The organism is Aeromonas sp. QDB17 (assembly GCF_027705305.1).
In the GTDB taxonomy this organism is placed as follows: Bacteria; Pseudomonadota; Gammaproteobacteria; order Enterobacterales; family Aeromonadaceae; genus Aeromonas; species Aeromonas caviae.
This window is the reverse complement of the sequence record NZ_JAPDBP010000046.1, coordinates 1-6796: the sequence shown is the minus strand read 5'-3', so window position 1 is coordinate 6796 and position 6796 is coordinate 1. Positions and strand designations below refer to the sequence as shown.

Below are 6796 nucleotides of genomic sequence, written 5' to 3'. Positions count from 1 at the left end.
AACCTTCGAAGGCAGAGCCGTCAGATTTACAGTCTGATCCCTTTGGCCGCTCGGGAACCCCTCCCCAAGTGCGAGGCCGCATACTACCAGATCCGGCAAGGTTGTGAACCCCTTGGCCGCATTCTGACGACAAAAAAGTGTCAAGTGGTCATTTTTTGATATGTTTCGCTCAAAATTCACACTTTTCAATGACTTTTATGTCGCTGCCGAAACGGCGAGGGGGCGTAGGGGGCTGGCAGCCAGGAGCCCCGGGGCTCCTGGCGGATCATGGGGAGCGGGCGCTCGCTCAGGCGTGGGCGGGGCGGGCCTGCTGGCAACCCTGCACCGCATGGGCGATGAGTTCGAGGGCGCTCTGCTCGCAGGGGGGCAGCACCTCGTCGCAATTCGCGATCGGGGTGACGCGATCTCCCCATTTGATGAGGGCGGCGCCCCAGGTTAGCCCGGCCCCGAAGGCGGCGGTCAGCAGGTAGCTGTTCGGCTTGACCCGACCCTGCTCCAGCGCCTCGCACAGGGCGATGGGCACGGTGGCGGCGGAGGTGTTGCCGTACTGCTCTATGTTGACCATCACCTTCTCCATGGGGGCGTTCATCCGCTTGGCCAGGGTCTCGATGATGCGCACGTTCGCCTGGTGCGGCACGATGAGGTCGACCTGCTCGGGGGCGATGCCCGCCTGGGCCAGTACGGTGCCGGTGGCTTCGCCCATGCCGCGCACGGCGCGCTTGAAGATCTCCTGCCCCTCGAAGTTGAAGGTGAAGAGGCCGTCAATGTCGGCGAAACGCACCCGATCCGTACCGAAATTCGGCACGTGCAGTATCTCCCGCGCTTCGCTGTCACAACCGAGCTTGCTGGCAATCAGGCCGCTCTCCTGCTTGCTCGCCTCGATGATGACGGCGCCGGCGCCATCCCCGAACAGCACGGCGGTGTCGCGCTTGGCCCAGTCCAGCAACTGGGTCAATCGCTCGGCACCGATCACCAGCACCCTTTGCATCATGCCGGTCTGCACCAAGGAGGTGGCGACCGAGAGGGCATAGACGAAGCCGGTGCAGGCGGCGTTGAGGTCGAACACCGCCGCCTTGTGGGCGCCGAGGGCCTGCTGCACGGCAGAGGCACCATTGGGGACCAGCGTGCCCGGGGTGGCGGTCGCGAGGATGATGCCATCGAGGGCGGCGGCGTCCAGGCCTGCGCACGCCAGGGCGCGACGGGCGGCCAGGGTGGCGAGCGCCTGGGTGCTGACATGGGAGACACGGCGGGCCTTGATGCCGGTGCGCGGGTAGATCCACTCGTCCGAGGTATCCATGATGGTGCCGAGGTCATCGTTGGTCAGCGAGGCGGGGGGCAGGCATTTTCCCCACCCGGTGATAGTGGCGTATGTCATCTTGTCGTCGCTTGTCGTGATGGCCGCCCTGGGGCGGAAAGTGGCGAAATTATGCCGCACGGGGCGTTCACTGTCATCCTGCGGCCCCTCCAGTGTAAGGGGAGTGGGGGGAGCAAGACCGTGATTTTGCTTAAATTTCCGCTTCTCCTTGCCGTAAGATGAAGGCCCGATCCCGGCGACCCCTTCCCGAGGTGACTCCTGTGCACAAAGCGAATCTCAATCTCTTGCCCACCCTCAAGGTGCTGCTGGAGACCCGCAATATCAGCCGGGCGGCGGAGCTGCTGAACCTGAGTCAGCCCTCCATCAGCAAGCAGCTCGGCCAGCTTCGCAGCGAGTTTGGCGACGAGCTGCTGGTGCGGGAAGGGCAGCGCTGGCTGCTGACCCCGCGGGCCGAGGCCCTGGCGGCCCAGCTTGCCGATTCCCTCGGTGCCCTGGAGCGGCTCTACGAGGCGCCGGAATTTGCCCCCGAGCGCTGCGAGCGGGTGTTTCGGCTCGCCTCCTCCGACTACGTGGCCCAGCACATCCTGCCGGACATCTGTGCTGCCCTGGCGAGGGCCGCCCCCCGGGCGGCACTGGAGTACAGCCTGTGGGACAAGCGCCTGTTGCCCCAGCTCTGGCAATCGGAGCTGGACATGGTCTCCACCATCACGGAGCTGGTGCCGGACCAGATCCGCGGCCTGCATCAGGGGGAGGACAGGCTGGTGGTGCTGATGGGGCGCCATCACCCGCTCTCTGGCATGGCGCTCAGCCTGGAGGATTACCTTGCATGGCCCCACCTGCAGGTGAGCGGGGGCGGGGACAAGGACAGCCCGGTGGAGCAGGTGCTGGCCCCCCGCGGGCTCTCCCGCCGCTGGTTTGCCCGGGTGCCCTTCTTCCAGGCAGCGGTGGAGGTGTTGCTGCGCACAGACTGTCTGATGACCACCCCGGCCCATATCGCCTGGCAGCTCTCCCGGGAACATGCCCTGAGTTTTTGCGATCTCCCCTTCGCCACCCGGGTCCAGCAGTATCATCTGCTGTGGCACCAGCGCCACCACCTGGATCCGGCTCACCGCTGGTTTCGCGAGCTGGCCTATCCCTTCCTGCGGGATCACCTGCAATTCACCCTGGGGGAGAGTCGCAAGCAGTTGGCTGGAGGGTCGCAGGCGAGCCGCTGATGGCAGCGGGTTGTGCCACTCTATAGCCACTGGCTATGGACTCTATTCATAACTTTCACTTCTGGCATAGCGAGCCACCCCCTACCCTGATCCCGGGTGACAACAATCGACACGAAGGAAGAGAAGGTATGGAGCTGACGAGTTGGCTGGCGCTGGCCGCCATTTGCGTGATGGGGGCCATCAGCCCGGGGCCGAGCCTGGCACTGATCATCCGCAATACGGTGCAGGGAGGGCAGGGCCACGGGGTCGCCACGGCGCTGGGACACGGCCTGGGAGTCGGCATCTATGCGCTGATCACGGCCCTCGGCCTCGCCATCCTGATCACCCAGACCCCGCTGCTGTTCGATCTCATCCGCTACGGCGGCGCGGCGTTCCTCGCCTGGCTCGGGATCAAGGCGTTGCTGGCCAGGCCCGCAGGGGGTGAGGCAGGCAAGGAGGAGGGGCACCCGCCACGGGGACGTCAAGGGGCGTTCGAGGGCTTTATGGTGGCCTTCTTGAACCCCCAGCTCGCCATCTTCTTTATCGCCCTGTTCAGCCAGTTCGTGCACGCCGACACCGGCTGGCGTGAGGGGGGCATCATGATGCTGACCGCAGGCGGCATCGATGCGCTCTGGTATGTGCTGGTGGCCCTGGTGCTCTCTCGCGGGCCCGTACTCGCCTGGCTCAAGGCCAAATCCACCGTGATCGACAAGGTGAGCGGCCTGGTGCTGCTGGGGCTGGCCCTCAAGGTCGTGATCTAGCTCCGCGTCGGGTGCCAGCGTAGTCGGCACTCTCTCAGGGCCGGGGGATGAGGGGGCCGCCAGATGTCCTTGTTCCGGGTCAATCCTGCATTCTGCGGTGATCTTAAGCGGGATCAAGGCGGGGGGCGGGGAGTCTGGCTAGAGTGGCGGCCATTTGCAGCCCTTCGAACCGGACGTTATGCGCGATCAGAACCATCACAACCGCCTGGAGTTGCTGGCCCCGGCCAAGAACCTCGCCTATGGCATCGAGGCCATCAACCACGGCGCTGATGCCGTCTACATGGGGGGCCCCGCCTTCGGTGCCCGCAGCGCAGCGGGCAACAGCCTCGAGGACATCGAGGCGCTGGCCCGCCATGCTCACCGCTTCGGCGCCCAGGTCTTCGTCGCCTTCAATACCCTGCTGCACGACCACGAGCTGGAGCAGGCCCGGCGCCTGACCCATCAGATCTACGAGGCAGGCGCCGATGCGCTGATCGTGCAGGACATGGGGCTGCTGGCGCTCGATTTGCCCCCCATCGCGCTGCACGCCAGCACCCAGACCGACAACCGCACCCCGGAAAAGGTGAAGTTTCTGCAGGACGTGGGCTTCTCCCAGGTGGTGCTGGCCCGCGAGCTCTCCCTTGCGCAGATCCGCGAGATAAGCGCCGCCACGAGCGTGCAGCTGGAGTTCTTCATCCACGGCGCCCTGTGTGTCTCCTACAGCGGCCAGTGCAACATCAGCCACGCCCGCACCGGCCGCAGCGCGAATCGCGGCGAGTGCGCCCAGCTCTGTCGGCTGCCCTGTTCCCTGCAAACGCCAGGGGGGGAGGTGCTGGTGGAAAACAGCCACCTGCTCTCCTTGAAAGACATGGATCAGACCGACAACCTGGAGGCGCTGATCGCCGCAGGGATCCGCTCTTTCAAGATTGAAGGGCGCCTCAAGGGGCTCGACTACGTCAAGAACGTCACTGCCTGGTATCGTCAGAAGCTGGACACCATCCTGGAGCGCCGCCCCGATCTGGTGGCCGCTTCCGCCGGTCGTTGCAGCTACACCTTTACGCCGGATCCCAAGAAGAGTTTCAACCGGGGCAGCACCGACTACTTCCTCCATGGCCGACAGCCAGGCATCGACTCGCCGCGCAGCCCGAAATACGTAGGGGAGCCGCTCGGGCGCGTCACCAGCGTGACCCGCGATGGCATCGAGATCGACGGCCAGGCCGTTGCCCTCAACAACGGCGATGGCCTCGGCTTCTTCAAGCCGGGGGGCGAGCTGGTGGGGATGCGCCTCAATAAAGTGGAGGAGAAGGCACAGAGCAAGCGGTTACTCCTGTCGGAACCCATGCCCGGTCTCAAGGTGGGCACCGAGATCTTTCGCAACCACGATCAGGCCTTCAGCAAGCAGCTCGAAAAGGGGAGCGCGGATCGCCGCATCCGGGTCGATATGCGGCTATCGGAGTGCGACGAGGGACTGCGGCTTGAACTTGTGGACGAGCAGGGCATTGGCGCCGCCGTCACGCTCCCCTGCGACCAGCAGCCGGCCGACAACCCGGAACGGGCGCTGCAACAGGCCAGGGATCAGCTCGGCAAACTCGGCAACACCCTGTTTGTGGCTCGCCAGATTGAGTTGGCATTCACTCGCCCGCTATTTATTGCGGCTTCACAGCTTAACGGCTTGCGCCGGGACGGCATTGCCGCCTTGGAGGCGGCCCGTCTGGCAGCCTACCGGCGACCCGAGCGGCGCATTCCCCTGCGAGGCGCCGTTTATCCCCAGCATCGGCTCTCCTACCTCGGCAACGTGCTGAACAGCGCGGCGGAGCAGTTCTTTCGCGAACACGGGGTGGGGAGCATCGCCCCAGCGTATGAGGCGAACAAGGAGGAGCGGGAAGTGGTGCTGATGACAACGAAGCACTGCATCCGCTACAGCCAGCAGATCTGCCCCAAGGAGGTGCCCGGTCTCAAGGCCGAGCCCCTGGAGCTCAAGATGGGCAAGGAGAGTTTCCGCCTGCGCTTTGACTGCCACCGCTGCGAGATGCAGGTGATGGGCAGCCTGAAGAGGGGATGATTGCCCGTGTGGGCATGGGGCTGGAGCGGATTTGATGGCAGTATGGGGCGCGGCCTAGTCACGGATATCCCGTGGTGAGGCGCCTTCCGCCAGCCTTCTTCTGACAAAGGATCCGTCATGAACATCCATGCACTGCCGTTTTGCACCACGAACTGGGCCGAGGTCCCGCCGACCGAACACAAGGGAGAGCGCGGCGTCGCCCGCTGGCACACCCGGCAGTTCGGGGAGCTGCGGGTGCGAATGGTGGAGTACTCCCCCGGGTATCTGGCGGATCACTGGTGCAGCAAGGGCCATGTGCTGCTCTGCCTCGAAGGGGAGCTGCACACCGAGTTGCAGGATGGCCGCGTCTTCACCCTGACGCCGGGCATGAGCTACCAGGTGGCGGACAACGCCGAACCCCATCGCTCCTACACCGAACTGGGCGCTCGCCTCTTTATCGTCGACTGAGCCGTCCTCTTTCCCGCTTTCCCCTTGCGCTTCAGGAACTTGCCATGCTTGAACTCAGACCCAACTGCGAGTGCTGTGACCGGGATCTGCCCGCCGACACGGCGACGGCCTACATCTGCTCCTTCGAGTGCACCTTCTGCGCCGAGTGCAACGATCAGTATCTGCACCTGACCTGCCCCAACTGTGGCGGCGAGCTGGTCAGGCGCCCGCGCCGCCCGGCGGCCAAGCTGGTGAACAACCCCGCCTCCCTCCAGCGTGTCTTCAATCCGGCTCTGAAAGCGGCGCTGGGCAAGGGGGGCTAGGGCCCTCCCTTCATGGGAAGGGCTGGGCTGGCAACTGGCTCGCCCCTGTGGCTCTTGACCTTCTCCCGGCGGCAGCCCCTATCAAGGGGCTCACACCAAAGGAGCAAAAGATGACGGAGCGATTCGAAGGAGAAGGGGCGAAGGCCTATGACAGCCGCATCCCCCTGCTGGTGCCAGGCTACGAGCTGCTGCACCAGCTTTGTGCCTCCCGGCTGATGGCCGAGCTGGGCCAGCAGGCCCGGGTGCTGCTGGTGGGGGTGGGCACGGGCAGCGAGTTGCTGCTGCTTGGCCGTCTCTGCCCCCGCTGGACCTTTGTGGCCCAGGATATCTCGGCGGACATGCTGGCCCAGGCCAGGATGCGGGCCGAGCAGGCGGGCATGGGGGAGAGGGTGTGCTGGCGCCTGGGCGCATTTCCTGTGGTGAATAAGCCTTGCGATGGTGCATTCTGTCTGCTGGTGCTGCATTTTCTGGCGCAAAATGCCAAAGCCGCGCTATTGGGTGATATTTATCGCCAGCTCAATCCTGGCGCTCCCCTGCTGCTGGCGGATCTGATGGCGCCAACGGACCCGCTTGAGCGCAAGGCCATGGGGTTGCAAGCCGCCCTCGCCGGTCTGCCGCTTCCTGCCTGCGAGCAGATGGTGCGCCGCCTCGGGGAGGATTTCATACCAATCAGATTAAAGATGTGATCTAATTGCTCTATTCTGGTTTCACTGTACTCAGTATGTCCGATCCAATCG

General features: G+C 64.8%; 7 protein-coding genes. 6 read left to right on the top strand and 1 reads right to left on the bottom strand.

Annotation, left to right across the window (positions count from 1 at the left end; translation table 11 throughout):
* Positions 1-286: 286 nt before the first annotated feature.
* Positions 287-1375, bottom strand: coding sequence for a ketoacyl-ACP synthase III (locus OKC41_RS20940; RefSeq protein WP_201894512.1), 1089 nt, complete (start codon positions 1373-1375; stop codon positions 287-289).
* Positions 1376-1575: 200 nt separating this feature from the next.
* Here OKC41_RS20940 and OKC41_RS20935 point away from each other — a divergent pair, with 200 nt between their 5' ends.
* The 6 genes from OKC41_RS20935 (at position 1576) to OKC41_RS20910 (ending at position 6745) form a co-directional block, all read left to right on the top strand.
* Complete coding sequence (locus OKC41_RS20935; protein WP_201894511.1) at positions 1576-2529, top strand: LysR family transcriptional regulator; 954 nt, start codon at positions 1576-1578, stop codon at positions 2527-2529.
* Positions 2530-2657: 128 nt separating this feature from the next.
* Positions 2658-3269 carry a LysE family translocator gene (locus tag OKC41_RS20930; RefSeq protein ID WP_039041052.1) on the top strand — a complete coding sequence of 204 codons (612 nt, stop codon included), beginning with the start codon at positions 2658-2660 and terminating at the stop codon, positions 3267-3269.
* Positions 3270-3447: 178 nt separating this feature from the next.
* Positions 3448-5310, top strand: coding sequence for a U32 family peptidase (locus OKC41_RS20925; protein ID WP_201894510.1), 1863 nt, complete (start codon positions 3448-3450; stop codon positions 5308-5310).
* A 117-nt stretch (positions 5311-5427) separates the two neighbouring features.
* Complete coding sequence (locus OKC41_RS20920) at positions 5428-5757, top strand: DHCW motif cupin fold protein (protein WP_041214635.1); 330 nt, start codon at positions 5428-5430, stop codon at positions 5755-5757.
* Between the two features lie 44 nt (positions 5758-5801).
* The gene (locus tag OKC41_RS20915; RefSeq protein ID WP_010673281.1) at positions 5802-6059 is read left to right on the top strand and encodes a DUF1272 domain-containing protein; all 258 of its coding nucleotides are present in this window, start codon (positions 5802-5804) and stop codon (positions 6057-6059) included.
* A 110-nt stretch (positions 6060-6169) separates the two neighbouring features.
* The gene (locus OKC41_RS20910; protein WP_270672340.1) at positions 6170-6745 is read left to right on the top strand and encodes a class I SAM-dependent methyltransferase; all 576 of its coding nucleotides are present in this window, start codon (positions 6170-6172) and stop codon (positions 6743-6745) included.
* Positions 6746-6796 lie beyond the last annotated feature (51 nt).

What these genes read in the sequence shown, in the direction of transcription:
- OKC41_RS20915 (WP_010673281.1), top strand. Translation starts at nt 5,802, where the DNA reads ATGCTTGAACTCAGACCCAACTGCGAGTGCTGTGACCGGGATCTGCCC.
- OKC41_RS20930 (WP_039041052.1), top strand. Translation starts at nt 2,658, where the DNA reads ATGGAGCTGACGAGTTGGCTGGCGCTGGCCGCCATTTGCGTGATGGGG.
- OKC41_RS20910 (WP_270672340.1), top strand. Translation starts at nt 6,170, where the DNA reads ATGACGGAGCGATTCGAAGGAGAAGGGGCGAAGGCCTATGACAGCCGC.
- OKC41_RS20925 (WP_201894510.1), top strand. Translation starts at nt 3,448, where the DNA reads ATGCGCGATCAGAACCATCACAACCGCCTGGAGTTGCTGGCCCCGGCC.
- OKC41_RS20940 (WP_201894512.1), bottom strand. Translation starts at nt 1,375, where the DNA reads ATGACATACGCCACTATCACCGGGTGGGGAAAATGCCTGCCCCCCGCC.
- OKC41_RS20920 (WP_041214635.1), top strand. Translation starts at nt 5,428, where the DNA reads ATGAACATCCATGCACTGCCGTTTTGCACCACGAACTGGGCCGAGGTC.